The organism is Rhizobium sp. P32RR-XVIII, from assembly GCF_012641395.1.
Taxonomy (GTDB): domain Bacteria; phylum Pseudomonadota; class Alphaproteobacteria; order Rhizobiales; family Rhizobiaceae; genus Rhizobium.
In genome coordinates, this window is record NZ_JABAIH010000003.1 from 84,126 (window position 1) to 100,125 (window position 16,000).

The window sequence follows — 16,000 nt, forward strand, 5'->3', positions numbered from 1 at the left end:
GGTGTAGGTTTCGGCGAGCTCCGGCCGATCACCGACGACTCCAGGTCCATATCGCTTCGGCTAGCATCCGCTCGTAGAGAACTGTCGCCATACACGGCCATGTCGGCATCCGGTTACGGCTTTGCTTCGCAGTGGCGGCCAGGAAGATGGCAGCCCAATTCTTTCATGTTTCAACGCCCGCCACAGGCAGCTTGCCGTTGAGGCCGAGGATCCCAGCAGCCGACTTCAGGTCAGATATTGCCAAGCGAAAATCAAAAAGCAGCAGACTCAAGAGGTACACCGGCAGGGAAAGAGCGCCCGCACCGATCAGGCGAAGCAAGCTTGCCTCAGGGCCTGCAAGCATCGCAAAAGCAGCACCGCAGGCGACACTTGCAAGAAGGGGGGATGCGATCACCCGCAAGAGCGGTAGCCGCGGGACTCCGATGATCGGCGCGATGAAAACGATCGTCCCCACAAAGTAAAGGACGTTGGTGACCGCCAGACCAACCGAGAGCCCGAAGATACCGAACGGCCAAGCGAGCAGAACCACGAGGATCCGAAAGACCATCGTAACGCCCAGGCCCATAACGACCAGCCCTCCGCGATTCTGGGCGAAAAGAACCGCTGTTTGGAAGGCGCCGAGGTTTCCGAATGGCGTAGCAAGCACCATGATCATAATGGAAGGTATCGCTTCCAGCCACTCGTGACCGAACACTATCGGCACGAGCGCCGGCATGGCGAGCGCGAGGACCGTCGAGGCTGGAAACACAATCAGCGAAAAGATCCTGTGCGAGTGAATGTAGTGCGCGCTGACTTCAGCCTTGGATCGGTTGATGGCGATGTAGTAAAGGTTCGCCCAGAGCGGGTTGCCGACGGCGTTTGCAGCAAAATAACCAATCTGGTTGGCGTAACTATAACCGCCCAGCGCTGCGGCTCCGAGCTTGCGAGAAACCTGCGAATTCTCAAACATGCGCGTCAAGAGATCCATAAGACGCGTAGACAGGATCTGGCTACCCATTCCAGTATGGGAAAAAAGCGATCTCAAACTAAACTTCAGCCGCGGCAGGAACGGTGATGCCGCGTTGAGAACAATGGCGCGCGTCGTGTAGGTCGTCACATAAAGAGTGACCATCGACCATACACCGAAGCCCAGCAGGGCCATCGATATGCCGACGACGGCGCCCAGGATGTTGCCGGCAAGATCGGCGGCCGCATTTGGGACAAGGTTGCCCTGACGCAGCAGCCGTGCATTCGGGATAACGCTCACGACGACCATAAGAAGTGTAAAGCTCAGCGCAAATATGATCTCGGGCAATCTCGGCTGGCTGGCGAAGTGGGCGACCGCAACGGAAGCCAACCACACGAGACCCATCAGAACGACGCCGCCCACGAGGAGCGCCCAGAAGGCGCTTGACCAGACGAGGTGGTCATCGGTTTTCTCCCGGGCCAGGCTATCTCCGAGACCGGCGTCGGATAGAAGCATCACAAACGATATGATCGGCAGTGCAAGTGCGTAGACGCCGAGTTCGCTGGGACCGAGCAGATTGGCCATCAGCGGCAGGAGGATCGCCTGCAGACCGATGCGCGTCACATTCGTGAGCACGCCGGAGAGAACATTTACTGCAAGGCGCTTACTCGTTGCCACCCCAACACCTCCGGTCGGAAACAATGCAATTCTCGAGGTCAGCCACAACTAGGATAGGCGGTATCGCAGCACACATCTTAGACCTCAACTCCCGGGTGTCAAAGCAGGAGGTCGTCGCGTCTGGTCGACCAAGTTCGTCAAATGCGCCGCCAATCGCAGGGACATTGCAACGGCTGGCAGCGTCGGATTCGCCTGGCTCGAGCTTGGAAACACCGAACTGCCGGCGACGAAAAGATTGGCGACGTCATGGGTTCGGCAATCGCCGTCAACGATACCTTTGTGACGGTCCGATGACATGCGGGTCAAACCGATCTGATGATATCCGTCGATCGCCTGGGCGGCTATCCACTCCTCGAGAGTTTCCTCAGGTCTTAAAAATGTCAGCCGCCCCATGCCCGTTTGCTCAAGTCTTTCTCCAAGCAAGCGGTGGGCCCTCATGACCGAGCGAAAATCCTCGGGCGAATAGCGAAAATCGACGTCCAGACGATGGGAGCCATTCGCATCGGTCGCCGGGCTTAACGTGACGCGACTTCGCGAAAAGGGCGAATGTTCAGCGTGATAGCGCAATAGATAAGTATTTGTCGGGCTCACGAACGAGAATTGCGGATATCTCTCGGGCGACAGGAACTTACCAACGAGAAGCCGTGAGCTGCCATAGAGGGTCTGCATCGGATGTATGGCGATATTCCTGAAATGTGCGCTCGAGGCCTCGCGCGCTGAAATCGAGTTGCGGAAGACCGGATCACGGGAGCGCCTTATTAGGTGACGCGCCATATAAAAGAGCGAGACGGCCCCATTTCCAACAATGACCTCATCCGGACGCAAGCTGTCGGGCCAAAAGGCGATATTGAGCAGGTGGTTCGCCTTCTGCACCCCGGCTGTCGGCACGAAACGCTCGCGAATAACGGTTCCGCTTCGCGAGGATTTGAAGAGGAACTTTGCCGCGCGGGCTGCCGATGCGAATGTGATCGTGGATATCTCTCCGGTCAGGTGGCCCATGTAGAACCGGCCCAGCGGACCATCGAGGCCGCCGAAGAGATCAGGCTTTTCCCTCTGCAGTTCCAACAGCAGTCTCGTATTCTCGCGGCCGCCTCCGGCAAGCACGAAATGTGGCGCATCGATCAACCGGCTGGATCGTCCGGTGATGGCAGTTAGCGCCCTCAGGCGCCCGGTATCAACGTCGAGGTGCAGCTTGGTTGCAGTGCAATTCTTGACGATTTTCAGTGATGTCTCGCTCTGCAGCCTGTTGAAATTTGCGCGCGCGGTGTTCTGGGTTCGGGTCCAGCTTTCAAGCGAGAGTTCAAAGATATCATCGCCCGCATCATCCGGCCTCTCATTGTGGTCGGCCGTAAGCATTTTACGCGCGGCAGCGTAAAACGGCTTCAATGCATCGTGTCCGATCGGCCAGATGCTGTCGGTGACATAATCCCGTTGCTCGAAATCAATGTCGTTATACTCCACGCACCGCCCGCCCCAGCGAAGAGACGTCCCGCCCAGCGCGCGCACCACAGTCGCCTCCGAAGAGTGATGGTGCTTCTCGTTGTAAGACGCAAGGGAGGACAACTCCCGCGTCCGCCTGTCCGGCCGTTCTGCTCCCGACTCCAGAAGGAGCGTCCTGATCCCATTCGCCGCAAGCGTCAAAGCTACGGCCAAACCGACGGGACCTGCGCCGACAACACACACCTCGCACCATTGGGGCGGCACACCATTCAAATCGGCAAACATGACCAGGCCCCCATCTGGCTGAACAACAACTTGCATGAAAGACGCTAGTTTCAACGATGCCAGAATATTTACCAGTGAGAACCAGACCATCCAAGCATAATTTGGATCATGAAAATATACGAACAAGTATTTTTGCCGCAGTCCGTGGTCAAAAATCGACTTCCGTCTGATTGTCGGGGTAACTATTACGTATCCGTTACAAAAATGACTACGAACGATAAAGTCGCGATCATCCATGACCTGGTTATTCCGCCGCCTCCTTGGTCTCTTGACCCAGACCGAGCTTCGCGGCGACAAGCTCGGCGAGCGCGAGTGAACTGGTCAATCCTGGACTTTCGATGCCGAAAAGGTTCACAAGGCCTGGGACACCATGCTCGGCGAGTCCGTCGATGCGAAAGTCCGGCTGAGACATTTCGGGGCCATGAATCTTGGGCCTCATACCCGCATATGCCGGCTGCAGCGATCCCTCCTGCAAACCCGGCCAATAGACTTTGATCGCTTTGTAGAACGCGGCAGCTCGATCAGGATCCACCGACAGGTCATCTTCGCGCTCGACCCATTCGACGTCCGGTCCGAAGCGGCAATTTCCTTGCATGTCGATCGTGGCATGAACGCCGAGGCCGGCTGCCTCAGGCAGCGGATAGACCAGCCTGGAAAAGGGCTGGCGCCCTGTGAGCGAAAAATAGTTGCCTTTGGCGTACCATTGCCGCGGAATAGCGTCGCTGGAAAGACCCGATGTTTGCGCCGCAAGGCGTGGCGCGCCATGGCCGGCCGCGTTAACGACGTAGCGCGCGGTGACCTCCATCGCATCGCCGCCGGTCGTCGTGACGGAGATCGAAGTACCATCCGGCTGCAGCCGGCCAACTTGCGTGTGCAGGACAAGAAGGCCGCCCGCGGCTTGCAGGTCAGCCTCAAGAGCCTGCATAAAAGCATGACTATCGATAATGCCGGTCTCGCCGGATAGAAAACCGGCAACGCAGGCTACGTCCGGCTCCAGTTCCCGGATCTCTTCCGGCGTCTTCCAGGACAGGCCCTCGACGCCATTTTCAACAGCATTGTCGAAGATTGCCTTGAGCTTGGGGCGCTGGTCGTCCGAAGTTGCCAGCATGAGTTTCCCGCACCGGCGAAACGGCACATTGTGAAGCGTGCAATAGCGGTAAAGCATGCGTCGGCCGTGCACGCATGCAAGCGCGCGGATCGATCCCGGCGGGTAATACAGCCCTGCATGAATGACCTCGGAGTTCCGCGACGAGGTCTCCATGCCGATGGCACCGTTGCGTTCAAGCACCAGAGTTTCCAAGCCTGCCATGGCGAGGCGACGCGCAATGGCGAGGCCGACGACCCCGCCGCCGATGACAATGCAATCGACATTGTAGTCACTCATCTGCCTGCCTTCCGTGTTGCTGCCCTCGCGCGACCCGTCGCTCACCCATAGCCATCGGTCGGCCGCTACTGGCGGCCGAACTCATCGACAATGCGGATGATATCGTCCTCACCGAGATAGGAGCCTGTCTGCACTTCGATGAGTTCAAGCAGGATCTTGCCCGGGTTGGCGAGACGGTGCACTTCACCGAGGGGGATATATACGGACTCGTTTTCCCTCAGCATCTTGGTCTCCTCGCCGATCGTCACTTCTGCGGTACCCTTTACGACGATCCAGTGCTCGGAGCGGTGATGGTGCCTCTGCAGCGAGAGCTTCTTGCCTGGCGTGACGAAGATGCGCTTGACCTGGAACCGCTCGCCGTTCAGAACCGACGTATATCCTCCCCATGGCCTGTATGAGGTTGGATGGGTTTCCGTGAGCTTGGCAGTGGGCGACTTTGCCGCGAGCATCTTGACGAGACTACCGACGTTCTGGCTGTCCTTCAGCCGGCCCACATAAACGGCGTCCTCGCTGGCTATGACGGCAACGTCTTCAAGTCCCTGCACGGCGAGATGCACACCATGGGTCATGACCAGCGAATTCTTGGTGTTGACCAGCGTGGTGTTGGCGGCCGCCAGGTTACCCTCGGCATCCCGCCTGCCGCTTTTCCAGACGGAATCCCAGCTTCCGAGGTCCGACCAGCTGAATCGGGCGGGCACGACAGCCGCGTTTTCCGTCTTCTCCATGATGGCGTAGTCGATCGAGATGTCCGGGCACTGTGCAAAGCTCTGAGCGTCAAGCCGTGTGAAATCAAGGTCTCGCACGGCCTTCTTGACGGCTACCTCGGCATTACGAAGAACGTCCGGAGCAAGCCTGCGATATTCTGCAAGCAGCCTGCCCACGGGCAACATGAATATGCCTGAATTCCACAGGAAGCGGCCCGCAGCCAGCAACCTCTCCGCCTCCTCGGCGGATGGCTTCTCCACGAAGGTCCTGACCCTGTGGGCGCCGGAGGGCAGTGCCTCACCCGTCTCGATGTAGCCGTAGCCTGTCGCCGGCGTGGTTGGCGCGATGCCGAAGGTAACAAGCATGCCGTCCGCCGCCGCCTCGCGCGCAAGCTTGATGGCGTCGAAATAGCTGTCGTCGGCGACGATCTCGTGATCGGAAGCGAGTACCTGGATAATGGCGTCCTCGCCATACTCTTCAGCGATCAAGCAGGCGGCTGCGGCGACTGCCGGCGCCGTGTTACGCGCGACGGGCTCCAGAAGAACAGCCGACAACTTAACCCCCTTTTCGCGCGCCTGTTCGGCGACCAGGAAGCGAAATTCCTCGTTGGTCACGACGACGGGCGCCTCGAAAAGTGCGCCGTCGGCGAGCCTTGCGAGCGTATCCTGGAAGAGCGTTTGATCGCCGATGAAACGAATGAACTGCTTTGGTGCACTGGAGCGGGAGAGTGGCCATAACCTGGTTCCCTTGCCGCCTGCCATGATCACGGGCACGATTCTTGCTGACATTGCATTTCCTTCGAGGTTTGATCCCTGGAGACGAGTGAGAATGCGTCACATACGGGCGTGTCCCGCGCGCCCTTCAGCCCAGTTTCGTATGATATCCAGGCCACTCCTTAACAAGGCGTCGGCCCCACGGTCGGTCTTACTCTCAACGTAACAGCGCATTTCCGGCGCGTTGCCTGACGGCCTGAAATGAATGACGTCGCCGCCCGCCAGGGTTATCCGCAGGCCATCCACGTCGCTTTTGCCTACGCTGGATCCAAGCGGGGCAAGAAAAGCGCTAATGGCATCATCTGACGAACGCAGATGACGCATCAGTGCGTCGCTGGTCTCCGTCGGAAAATTTTCCAAGCGGTCGGCCTTGGCGACGAAGAAGTCGAACTGACCGGCTATTTCGGAAAGCTTTACCTGCCGGCAGGCCATGAGGTTTAGAGCAGCCAGAATTGGGACGAAGCTGTCGCGCGTCGGAAGCGGTTTGAAAGGGCGGCCGTTGGCGATAAACGGACTGGCAGTCAGGAAGCCGCCATTCGCCTCGAAACCGACGACATTCCCGTCGCCGGCACGCACGGCCTCGTTCATCTCGGCAATCACGTAAGGCGACCCGACGCGCGTGCGCACGACGCGCAGGTTCCGAGCATTCTCGATGCCGGAATTGGAGGTAACAGGGGTGACGACCGTTGTTGCACCAAGGAACTTCGCGGCAACGACCCCTAGCAGATCACCGCGCAAAGGCGTTCCGCCCTCGTCGGCAACAAGCGGCCGATCGCCGTCGCCGTCAGCCGATACGATCGCGTCCAGCTCTAGGCTACTGACCCACTCTCTCAGAAGCGTCAGTGTGTGCGGAGAGAGCGCTTCGGTATCCACCGGAATGAAGCTTTCGAAACGGCCAAGGGGGACCACGGTGGCACCGTAAGAGGACAGCACGTCAACAAGCAGGTCGCGCGCAACGGTACTGTGCTGGTAGACGCCGATTTTCAATCCGGTCAGAGCGCCCGGCGGCAAAAGATCGCGGTTCCGCGCGGCGAACAAGGACGTACACGCTTCAGCGGCGCTCAGGTTATTTACAGGCGAACATGCTCCGAGCGGGAGTTCCACCCGTGCCGCTTCATCGGCAATCGCCGCCTCGTCGCACTTATCGATCTCTCCGTCCGGGCGGTAGAACTTGATGCCGTTGCGGTCCGCAGGGATATGCGAGCCTGTAATCATAAGCGCGGGCGCCCCCAGTTCAGCCGCAAACAGTGCCAGCGCGGGTGTCGGAACCGCTCCACAATGGATTGGAACCAGACCCTCGGCCCGAAGCGCGGCATCGCAGATATTCGCGATTTCTGGACTTGATTGGCGATAGTCCTGGCCAACGAGAACTTCGTCGCCGTCGTTTAGATCGCCCCGATTGAGCATATGTCTCGCAAAGCCGGTGGCATAGATATAGGCGCCGCCGCCAAGCAAGTCTTCGACAAGGCCCCGAACACCACTCGTACCAAACTTCATGCGACGCCCTTCAACACACGACTTCGCCAATGCAACGCAGCAAGCATTGCGGGTACATTTGCTATCTCAGTTCGTTGTTTTCTCCACCCTCGAAATCCTAAACAAGTATTACCGGAGCATCAAGCAATATTTTTCTTATCCCAATTTCTAAGGATACAGTCCGCTTTAGGTGATTGATTGTAACGCCTCCGGGTGACGGCGGCGCTAATAGCTCAGCCGGAGAACTGTAGCATCATCCAGATGGCTCATCCAAAATGATTATCAAGCAGGATGATAAAATATTTAGCCAATCAATGCATTTATCGTTTTAAGTCGATCACAAAAGCTAGATTTTGCCAATCATGTAACACTTCTGTGACGCGTATCTGGTAATGTTTGTGCTTTTCTCGCGAACTATCCTATCAGGACGTCCATATTTCAGCGCCAAATCCAGTTTATAAGAGACTATGACCAATCTTTAACTAATCATTAAGCAAGCTATTTACTTTTCAACAAGTGTTGCTATGCTTTTTTCTATCACGCATTGGGGATAGTCATGGAGTTCGCACACCGCGTCGTCGGCGTCGTAGTGCCGTTAAAGCGTGAAGAGGGGAAGGGCGCGACCTTTGTCGGGGTCGCGCGGCCCTTCATTCTGCCTCAGAATGTCGCTGCGTTTGCGCCAAAGAAGCGCTTTCAGCTTGGGGTCAAACGGCTTCTGGATATTGTAGTATCGGTAGCGGCACTACTTATTTTACTACCCGCTTTTCTTTTGATCGCATTGGTCCTCAAACTCGATAATCCTGGGCCAGTGTTTTTCAGGCAGATGAGATGGGGACTGAACGGACGAGAGATCGAAGTCCTGAAATTTCGGTCCATGCGCGCCGACAGCTGCGACAGGAGCGGCGTCACTCAGACGGTTGCCAATGATCCACGGCTGACGCGTGTGGGCGCAATCCTACGGCGGACGAACATCGACGAGTTGCCGCAGCTTTTGAACGTCCTTCGCGGGGACATGTCGCTCGTTGGTCCGCGATGCCACGCAATTAACATGCTGGCGGCCGGGCGGCTTTATGAGGAACTCGTTCCGGAATATCATCGCCGCCACGCTGTTCGCCCGGGCATCACAGGATTGGCCCAGCTCAGGGGGCTGCGCGGGCCGACAGTCCGGCCATGCAAAGCGCGCGCCCGTATCGTGAGCGACCTTTATTACATAGAAAACTTCAGCCTGTGGTTTGACATCAAGATTATCGTCGGGACGATCATTAACGAAATTCGGGGCGGCAGCGGCTTCTAGAGCAACGGCAACCCCGCAAAACTAATAGAAAGCCCAGGCGCCGACGCGCCCTGGGCTTTCTTGTTTCGATACGCAAGGCGATAGTATCGCGAAAATCGGCTAGACGTTCATCCTGCGTGTTGCCGCTGCGGAATTTCTGTGAACTCAAAATCCGGGAGCTTGTGTATTAACATTTAAACCTGCCAATGATAGCAGGATAAACCCGCGTGGCGGTTCCGTCGATTGCGCCGCAGTTTGGTTCCCATGAAGTCTAACGAGAAACTCGATCTATTCGCAGAGCTGATACGCGGGCATAATGCGCTGCGAACGCGCAACGGGCAGAAATCCGTTCTGCTCGATGAGCTTGCCGATATAGTCGGGCGCCCGCCGGAGGCTTTCGGGCAAGCTGAAGCCCAAACCGCCGCCTGGTTTGTCAGCGGCTATACCCGGCTTTCGCAAAGCGAATCCCTGCCGAGCCGGCATTGGGACCGCCCATTCAAGGACGCGTCCGATCTTTTCCGGTGCCTCAGTGCCTGCAGGTTGCTCCTTGAGAATGCGGGCGTGGCGCTGCAGGCCGAAAGCAGTGCCGAGGCAATCGAGCGTGCTCTCTATGCGGAGTACTTCCAAGTCCGCTGCAGCCGAGCAGCCGAGAAACGGTATTATTCGAAGTGGCGGCGGCTGATCCGGCACGGCGCATGGCAGCGTGAGGCCGGTCATCTTCAGCAGGTCGCGGCGCTGTTCAACACGGATATCGCGACATTGCTTGGAAGTGGCGGCAATCTGGCCCATCCGAAGGCGAGGATTGCGGCTACGGCCCGCTTCTTCATCGCAATTGAGACGTCCCTATAGCCTCCTATCAAGTTTGAGGCCAGCCAAAGGCGGCGCATAGCGCTGGAATACTGCTCGCGTGCGAGCCACATTTTCGTATGTCAGGCGCCAATACTGCGCACCCATCACGGCGATCACCCGGCAACGGTGTAGCCGTCCTCCGAGCTTGCTGACGGTCGCTTCAGATCCCCGAAGATCCAATTCCTCGCGCGCGCCAGGATAATCCAAGCATTATCAATAGACCCGGATGATGTACACGTCGCAAGCAAATATTCAACGCCTTCCTGCAAACAATAGTCTTGTCTATTTGGAAAAATTGACGGCCAAAATCATTGTACTTGACGTTACGAGATATATGCAAAATACATTCATCGTTGCATTTTAGCTTTTTTGCGCCAGAATAGAGTAGCGCGCATCGATAAATAGATGGAAATACTGTGCACACCTAGTGAATGGACGTATCCATAAATTAGATCGAGGCAGCCTTTATTTTGGTAGCGGAGTTCCGGACATGAGAGCAAGTCTTTCCCAGAGTCTGAACGCCACGCGGAAACGTGTTTTGCTGGCATGTGCTGCAATGGTCATGACCATGCCGCAGGTGTGGGGAGCAGATGATTACGTCCTCGGGGTTATGGACAAGGTCACGATCCGCGTGGCCGAATGGCAGACAGCGGAAGGCACGATCCGTGACTGGTCTTCGGTGGCGGGCGTTTATACCGTTGGTCCATCCGGTGCGTTGTCTCTCCCATTCCTCGGCGAGGTGCCGGCAGCTGGCCGACCAACCAGCGCGATTGCCGAAGATATCGGGAGCGGTCTCGAAATTCTCTTCGGTCTAAAGAACCGGCCTTCCGCCTCCGTCGAATTGGCTGAGTTCCGGCCCATCTTTGTCTCGGGCGATGTCGAGAAGCCTGGGGAGTATCCGTTCACCCCAAAGCTGACTTTGTCTAAAGCCATGACACTGGCTGGGGGACTGCGCCGCACGGATGGCCGGTTTGGGCGGGACCTCATTTCCGCCAAGGGCGAGGTTTCCGTCGACATGGCGCAGAAGGGTCGTCTCTTGGCGCGCCGTGCGCGGCTTCAGGCTGAAATCGCCAACCAGGATGTCATCACCCCCCCGAAGGAGCTCAAAGACTTTCCAGATGCAAAAACGCTGCTTGAGAGCGAAGCCGCACTCATGGACTCCCGAAAGAAGCGGCTGGCGCTGCAGCTCGAAGCTTTGGATAATCTGAAGAAGTTGCTCTCGAGCGAGATTGTTTCGCTGCAGAAGAAGACCGAGAGCCAGACGCGTCAGCTTGAATTGGCGAGGGAGGATCTGAACAAGGTCGAGGACCTGGCCGAACGTGGACTAGCGCTCAGTGCACGCAAGCTGGCATCAGAACAGCGTGCGTCCGACATTGAGTCGACGCTGCTCGACATCGACACAAGTTCGCTTCGTGCCAAACAGGACATAAGCAGGGCCGACCAGGACGAGATTACGCTGCGCAATGACCGTAGCGCCCAACTCGCTCAGGAACTGCAGGATACCGAAGATGAAATTGACAAAGTCAATCTTCAGATTGCAACGAACAAAGGCCTCGTGTCCGAAGCGCTTGAGCAGTCCGTCGATGCCTCGCGTTTCGATCCCAATATCCAGGGGGCGAACCTTAGCTACGCGATCGTGCGAGAGGTGAAGGGTCAATTCAAGGAGGTCGAGGCCGAGGAAAACACCCTCCTGCAGCCGGGAGACCAAGTTAAGGTAAAAGCCGAACTGCTTGCCCAGTGAGGCCTCGGCACGGCGAGCGGAATCGTGGTTTCCTGAGCGGTGACCAAAGGTTCAAAGCAAGTCGTTGGGTGAGCATGCGGTTGTGAGCGACCGTGATCTAGGCTTCTGCCAAGGCCTGACTTTTCGAAGTCCTTTAACGACCTGGCATACAAACATCCGCTCCGCGATAGAGCGTGGTTGAGCCACTCCGGCTTCAGGTAAGCCAGAAAACTGCTAAGCAAAACTTCTCGATCCGCACTGAGGCCGCGTCAATATAAAGGGCCCGCCGGGGTGTAGACGAGCCCTCGGGGAATGACATATTGGCTTTTAGGGCCCCGACCCGCTAGAAATGTAACAACATTCCAAATCTTAATCAATATTAATTGACTTTACATATACTAAAAGAACCTTTTATCCACAGAAGGAATCTGCGGAAATCATTTCGGCAATACCTAATTATCGCTTGCTGGCCGTGTATCGCTGGCTGATACGCTCATCGCTATACTTAAAATAAGCCCATCGCGCCGCCGCAATGGCGCCAGCCCAGATTGCTATCGAAAGAGCCGCCAATGCGATCAAGGATTTGAGCCGTAAAGTCATGTCGTATCCTGCCCTCTGGCAGCGGCACTGTATGGGGGACTTCCTAGCAAATGGTTGACGGCAGCTTTTGAGTTTCCAGGGTGCGCAATGCAGATTGCCATTCCGGCGACCGCCGCAACTGCCGAGCGTCGGCGAGACCGGAGGTAAGAACCGACAGCGCTACGCGCTCTATGAGGACACCCTGTTCGTGTCGACGAATGAAACTTCGCCATTTGACAGCTTGAGCACGGTAAGGCGACCTGTTTCATAGACCCCAGTGTCAATGCCGATACGCTGCCGGCCGAAACTCGGCTCCATGGTTACGGTATGACCGTGCACAACCGTAAACTCGAAGCCCGGGCCCTTCGAGAGAAACGGCTCTCGTATCCACGTCAGGTCGTAATCGCTTTGCTCGTTGAGCGGTACCGATGGCCGAATGCCGGCGTGAACGAAGACGACATCGTCAACTCTTGCGAGGATGGGTAGACCCTTGAGGAATTCGATATGCTGATCGGGAATGACCTGCCGCACAGCTTGGGCAAGACCTTGTGCGCCGCCGGCCGACTTCAAGATATGATCTGCATCAATCCCGTAGGACATCAGCGTTTCCCGACCGCCGAAATCCAGCCAGGCTAGCTTTCGGGATGGATTGAGGCAGAACTGAAGAAATTCCTCGTCGTGATTTCCACACAGGAAAACGGACTCGAATGACGAGCTGGACCGACTGCACAGGAAATTCATGACAGACTTGGAGTGCAATCCGCGATCTACATAGTCGCCGAGGAAGATCACGAGCGACCGGCCACCGATGACAGCAGCATCTTTTTCAATTGCCGTATAGGCCGCACGTAGCTGTTCGTAGCAACCGTGGATGTCCCCGACTGCGTAAACAGCCGCATAATCCTTGCTGTCAAAACTGAGATGCGAACGTGTGGAGCCCCGTCGCTGCTTGCCAGTCTGCACTTTCGATAGAAGTCGCCTAGCAGCCCGCAGCATATCGCTCGTTTCAAATTCGACCCATTACAAACTTTGAACAGCCTATGGAAGATTCTTGAAAAAACCAAGGACATTTGCCACTAGGCCCTTTCCGTCGCTTATCGCTCAATGAATAACGGGAGAATTCTATCTCCACCGCATACGCCCTGCACAAGCTTTGAAGCACAAGCTGACATGGCTTTGGAAAGAGAGGCCGATGACACTCCGTCTTAAATGCTTCCTGGCAATAACTGCAGCTTCTCTGCTTACGTGGGCTGGGGTGCTGGGTATAGTAATATCGAGAGCATGGATCTGATCTATTCTGACCACATCACGCACAGCGACTCGCATTATGCTTGAGCGCTCCGGTACGCTTCGCGTTTAACGCGAGCTCAGCGTCGCGTCGACCTACATGCCCTTGTCGAAAATGATAACGAAGTTGACCGATGTCATTTGGTTGTCATGGAATGAACTTCTGCCTGTGGCTTGTTGTATTTATCGGATGAAATCTCAACCATCGCGGTAAATAGCGTATCCAAAAAAGATGTCCGGCTTGGATGTAACACAGTTGAAGTTATTTTGTGACCGCCTTCATCGTTCAGCTGTCGCACACAAACAACGCTGTACGAAAAAAGACGATCACCAATGTCAATAATAAAAACGGATAGATTTCAGCTGAAGTATGTACTTAATATTGATTGGTTTTCGGCTTTAGGTTCAGCTTTCGCTTTCTATTATTTTCTGTGGGTAAAAAGATATCGCCAATTGACGTAACTTTACGAATCGTTAAACAGGGGCTTGATTGCAACGTATCTTCGGTACACACTCGTGTTAGTCTTCGCGAGGGTTTAAATCCGATGCACGTGCTCGATACCAATTTTGACAATGTCAAGTTTACTAAGCGGCTTCTTCACACGCGAGCCGTGTTCGAGCCGAGACTTCTGGAAATTATCCGCTCCGCCCAAGCTCAAGGTTATGAGGCTGCGGAAGTAGCAATGGCCATTGCCGACGCGGCAGACGACCTGATCCTGGCCTTGGCTTCCGAACACAAAGCGCAGCATTAGCCGCGAGATCGGCTAAACTCGCTCCCGTCGCCCTCCCAGTATTGCGACGCAGACCGGGCGATTGGCCGGCGCGGTTTAGTTGTGCCGCCTTGCCCCTTCCAGGGAATGACAGCGCACGCCAATACACGGACGGGCGGGGTTTTTCTCACAGACCGCGCGCAGCGTATCGCTAGCGCTTGGCCATGTGACAGAGCGGTTTCCGGACAGCGCCCGCAGCGCAAACCGCGTCATTATCACTGACGCGCATGAGGCGGCCGCTGGCACGCAACCTGTCGATGAGGTCGGTCCCGTCGGGAGAAGCCCTTGTCATCTCGAGCTGTTCGAACTCGGCGGCCGCTTGACCCCAGTTCTCCCCGTCGCGTCCATAGGGGCGCCCTTCGGCCTCCCAGATGGCGTACGCCCGCTGGCTGATCCAATCTTCCTTACTACGAACCATGACGCCCCAACCCGAAACGTAAATAGCATGATTAAAAGCTACGAGATTTCGCTTACGGAGTGGTTACTTCCCAAAGAGAATTTTGAAGCGAACTGCTTGTAGGCCGCATCGAAGAAAACGACCTTTGCTTCAGTCCTTCCGCTCGGCAAGCTCAATAAGGATGCCATCGGGATCGCGCAGAAAAGCGGCCTTGTGCAGAACTTCGGAATTGTAAGCGAGACGCGGGCGCTCCTTTACCTCAACGCCCGCCGCTTCAAGCTTCGCGAAGGTTTCGTCGACGCTGTCGAACAGAAACGTCAGGTGGCGCAGCCCGCGGCACCTTCCGGCACGTCCGTCGCTCGCGCTGCGCCATTCGCAGGTGCGAACATTTCCAGCATGCCGCCCCCGGCGTCGAGAAATGCGACGTGCGAGCCATCCGGCATTACTTTGCGCAAATGCAGGCGAAGACCGAGCATGCCACAGTAGAATCCGATGGCGCAATCCATGTCGCTCATCGTCATGCCGATATGTTCGAAAGATTTTAGCATGCAGACTCCTCCCACAGATAACGCGGGAGCTGACAGCGATGCCTTGCCGCCGTCAACCCCTCATCCGTGTGCTGGCGCACCGGAGCGTTCGCTTGCGATCCTCGACCACGGGCGTTATCTGGTTTGAGTGGCCGCGGCGCCACTGTGCTACGAAATCCTGCGGCATCCGCATAAGGAGACAGGGCATGCGCAAAGCGATCATCGTCTGGGGCGGCTGGCAGGGTCACGAGCCGGAGCAATGCGCGGCCGTCGTCGGCCAGCTGCTGCGCGAAGACGGATTTTCCGTTGACGTGACCAGCGATCTCGACATCTTCGGCTCGCCGGTGATCGCGAAGGCGGATCTGGTGGTTCCGATCATTACCGGCGAAAAGCTGGAGAAGGCCCACGCGGATGCGCTGGTAGAAGCCGTTCGCGGCGGCCTTGGTCTCGGCGGCCACCATGGCGCGCTTGCCACCTCTTTCAAGGAAAGCGCCCCTTTCCGCTATGTCTCCGGCGTCACCTGGGTTTCACATCCGGGTAACATCATCGACTTCCGCGTGAACGTCAGCCGGCAAAACGACCCCTTGATGCATGGCATACCGGATTTCGACTACCGCTCGGAGCAGTACTACCTGCACTACGATCCCTCCGTCGAAATCCTCGCAACGACGACGTTTACCGGCGAACACGACGCTGCAGCCCGCAACGTCGTGATGCCTGTCGTATTCAAACGCCATTTCGGCGCAGGCCGCGTCTTCTATTCCGCGCTTGGCCATGCTGCAGCCGAGTTCGACCATCCATACATGCCTCTCATCCTTCGCCGCGGCCTGGCCTGGGCTGCACGGCGGTAGCCTCTGCGGCCGATGCCGAACAGCATAGAGTCCCGCGACCGTCGTTCCCGTCGCGGTTTG

General features: G+C 56.8%; 12 protein-coding genes and 1 pseudogene. 5 read left to right on the forward strand and 8 right to left on the reverse strand.

The annotated features are described in order from the left end of the window. Positions 1-163 precede the first annotated feature (163 nt). From HGP14_RS10115 to HGP14_RS35235, 5 genes are all read right to left on the reverse strand, one after another. On the reverse strand, positions 164-1,624 hold the full coding sequence (locus HGP14_RS10115) for an oligosaccharide flippase family protein (protein WP_168829717.1): 1,461 nt from the start codon (positions 1,622-1,624) through the stop codon (positions 164-166). Positions 1,625-1,708: 84 nt separating this feature from the next. Continuing rightward, positions 1,709-3,586: an FAD-dependent oxidoreductase gene (locus HGP14_RS10120; RefSeq protein WP_168829718.1), complete on the reverse strand. Its 1,878-nt coding sequence runs from the start codon at positions 3,584-3,586 to the stop codon at positions 1,709-1,711. Positions 3,587-3,593: 7 nt separating this feature from the next. Further along, positions 3,594-4,733: an NAD(P)/FAD-dependent oxidoreductase gene (locus HGP14_RS10125; protein WP_168829719.1), complete on the reverse strand. Its 1,140-nt coding sequence runs from the start codon at positions 4,731-4,733 to the stop codon at positions 3,594-3,596. Between the two features lie 65 nt (positions 4,734-4,798). Further along, on the reverse strand, positions 4,799-6,226 hold the full coding sequence (locus tag HGP14_RS35230) for a mannose-1-phosphate guanylyltransferase/mannose-6-phosphate isomerase (RefSeq protein WP_205927111.1): 1,428 nt from the start codon (positions 6,224-6,226) through the stop codon (positions 4,799-4,801). A gap of 45 nt (positions 6,227-6,271) precedes the next feature. Then, the gene (locus tag HGP14_RS35235; protein ID WP_205927112.1) at positions 6,272-7,708 is read right to left on the reverse strand and encodes a phosphomannomutase; all 1,437 of its coding nucleotides are present in this window, start codon (positions 7,706-7,708) and stop codon (positions 6,272-6,274) included. 535 nt (positions 7,709-8,243) lie between these two features. On the opposite strand from HGP14_RS35235, the gene HGP14_RS10135 reads away from it, so the two are divergent. From HGP14_RS10135 to HGP14_RS10145, 3 genes are all read left to right on the forward strand, one after another. Next, positions 8,244-8,981 carry a sugar transferase gene (locus tag HGP14_RS10135; protein ID WP_168829720.1) on the forward strand — a complete coding sequence of 246 codons (738 nt, stop codon included), beginning with the start codon at positions 8,244-8,246 and terminating at the stop codon, positions 8,979-8,981. A 243-nt stretch (positions 8,982-9,224) separates the two neighbouring features. Next, the gene (locus tag HGP14_RS10140; protein WP_168829721.1) at positions 9,225-9,809 is read left to right on the forward strand and encodes a hypothetical protein; all 585 of its coding nucleotides are present in this window, start codon (positions 9,225-9,227) and stop codon (positions 9,807-9,809) included. A gap of 490 nt (positions 9,810-10,299) precedes the next feature. Continuing rightward, positions 10,300-11,550 carry a polysaccharide biosynthesis/export family protein gene (locus HGP14_RS10145; RefSeq protein WP_168829722.1) on the forward strand — a complete coding sequence of 417 codons (1,251 nt, stop codon included), beginning with the start codon at positions 10,300-10,302 and terminating at the stop codon, positions 11,548-11,550. Positions 11,551-12,297: 747 nt separating this feature from the next. Here HGP14_RS10145 and HGP14_RS10150 read toward each other — a convergent pair. Further along, complete coding sequence (locus tag HGP14_RS10150; protein WP_168829723.1) at positions 12,298-13,104, reverse strand: metallophosphoesterase family protein; 807 nt, start codon at positions 13,102-13,104, stop codon at positions 12,298-12,300. An 836-nt stretch (positions 13,105-13,940) separates the two neighbouring features. On the opposite strand from HGP14_RS10150, the gene HGP14_RS10155 reads away from it, so the two are divergent. Then, the gene (locus tag HGP14_RS10155) at positions 13,941-14,147 is read left to right on the forward strand and encodes a hypothetical protein (RefSeq protein WP_168829724.1); all 207 of its coding nucleotides are present in this window, start codon (positions 13,941-13,943) and stop codon (positions 14,145-14,147) included. 169 nt (positions 14,148-14,316) lie between these two features. On the opposite strand, the gene HGP14_RS10160 is transcribed toward HGP14_RS10155, so the two are convergent. Together HGP14_RS10160 and HGP14_RS10165 are read right to left on the reverse strand one after the other, a co-directional pair. Continuing rightward, positions 14,317-14,583 carry a DUF2934 domain-containing protein gene (locus HGP14_RS10160; protein WP_168829725.1) on the reverse strand — a complete coding sequence of 89 codons (267 nt, stop codon included), beginning with the start codon at positions 14,581-14,583 and terminating at the stop codon, positions 14,317-14,319. A gap of 129 nt (positions 14,584-14,712) precedes the next feature. Further along, positions 14,713-15,110: pseudogene (locus HGP14_RS10165) on the reverse strand (VOC family protein). A gap of 185 nt (positions 15,111-15,295) precedes the next feature. On the opposite strand from HGP14_RS10165, the gene HGP14_RS10170 reads away from it, so the two are divergent. Continuing rightward, entirely contained in the window at positions 15,296-15,940 is a 645-nt protein-coding gene (locus HGP14_RS10170; protein ID WP_168829726.1) for a ThuA domain-containing protein, read from the forward strand. Positions 15,941-16,000 lie beyond the last annotated feature (60 nt).

Excerpts from the sequence above, each read along its gene's own strand:
- HGP14_RS10150 (WP_168829723.1), bottom strand. The coding sequence starts at position 13,104 with ATGCTGCGGGCTGCTAGGCGACTTCTATCGAAAGTGCAGACTGGCAAG.
- HGP14_RS10170 (WP_168829726.1), top strand. The coding sequence starts at position 15,296 with ATGCGCAAAGCGATCATCGTCTGGGGCGGCTGGCAGGGTCACGAGCCG.
- HGP14_RS10145 (WP_168829722.1), top strand. The coding sequence starts at position 10,300 with ATGAGAGCAAGTCTTTCCCAGAGTCTGAACGCCACGCGGAAACGTGTT.
- HGP14_RS10160 (WP_168829725.1), bottom strand. The coding sequence starts at position 14,583 with ATGGTTCGTAGTAAGGAAGATTGGATCAGCCAGCGGGCGTACGCCATC.
- HGP14_RS35235 (WP_205927112.1), bottom strand. The coding sequence starts at position 7,708 with ATGAAGTTTGGTACGAGTGGTGTTCGGGGCCTTGTCGAAGACTTGCTT.
- HGP14_RS10135 (WP_168829720.1), top strand. The coding sequence starts at position 8,244 with ATGGAGTTCGCACACCGCGTCGTCGGCGTCGTAGTGCCGTTAAAGCGT.
- HGP14_RS35230 (WP_205927111.1), bottom strand. The coding sequence starts at position 6,226 with ATGTCAGCAAGAATCGTGCCCGTGATCATGGCAGGCGGCAAGGGAACC.
- HGP14_RS10120 (WP_168829718.1), bottom strand. The coding sequence starts at position 3,586 with ATGGATGATCGCGACTTTATCGTTCGTAGTCATTTTTGTAACGGATAC.
- HGP14_RS10140 (WP_168829721.1), top strand. The coding sequence starts at position 9,225 with ATGAAGTCTAACGAGAAACTCGATCTATTCGCAGAGCTGATACGCGGG.
- HGP14_RS10155 (WP_168829724.1), top strand. The coding sequence starts at position 13,941 with ATGCACGTGCTCGATACCAATTTTGACAATGTCAAGTTTACTAAGCGG.
- HGP14_RS10125 (WP_168829719.1), bottom strand. The coding sequence starts at position 4,733 with ATGAGTGACTACAATGTCGATTGCATTGTCATCGGCGGCGGGGTCGTC.